At 73.0% G+C, this 710-nt stretch carries 1 protein-coding gene; it reads left to right on the top strand.

The window, feature by feature from the left end; all coding sequences use genetic code 11:
* Positions 1-99 precede the first annotated feature (99 nt).
* Positions 100-710 (top strand): hypothetical protein (locus E4P40_RS28450; RefSeq protein ID WP_209305563.1); only part of this gene is annotated, 611 nt, incomplete at its 3' end.

Here is a 710-nt window from a genome sequence, read left to right as displayed (position 1 = left end):
TCTTGCGGAAACCGAGCGGGTGACCTGCGGAAGCTCGCGGATCGTCGTCCGTGTCACCGGGACCCTCCCGGTCCCGGATAGTCAAGGAGAGACGACGACATGAGCGCCAACCTCAGCCCCTTCCGCCGCCTCGCGGTGACGATCGCCATGGCCGGCGTCGCTGCGATCGGAACCGTTGCCATCGCGCCGGCCGCCCTGGCCGACGACGCCGTGGTGGTGGAGTCCGCTCCCGCCCCCGAGTCCGTGCCCGTGATCGAGCCGGCGCCCGCGCCGGTCGAGTCGGCGCCCGCACCCGTCGAGGTGGCCCCGGCTCCGGCCCCGGCGCCCGCACCCGTCGAGGTGGCCCCGGCTCCGGCCCCGGCGCCCGCGCCGGTCGTCGAGGCCCCCGTGGTCACGCCGCCGCCGGTCATCTTCGACAAGAACGGCAATCCGGTGAAGGCGCCCAAGGTCTGCACGACCAAGGACCTGGAGAAGGTGGCCAAGAAGGTCGCCGAGGCCACGAAGCAGGTCGCCGCGCTGACCAAGGCGTCCAAGGCGCTGCGTGACTCCGCCGTCCTGCTGCGGGCTCAGGCGGCGAAGGCCGTCGGCACCAAGGCCAAGCTGCTGACCGGTCTGGCCACCGCCGCGGACTGGGCCGCTGCCCAGCTCGACGCCCAGGGCCCCAAGCTGATGGAGAAGGCGAACCAGAAGGACTGCGTCGTCCTCTCCGG

This window comes from Blastococcus sp. CT_GayMR20 (assembly GCF_004570345.1).
Note: the sequence above shows the minus strand (reverse complement) of the source record. Positions and strands in the feature narration are given on the sequence as shown.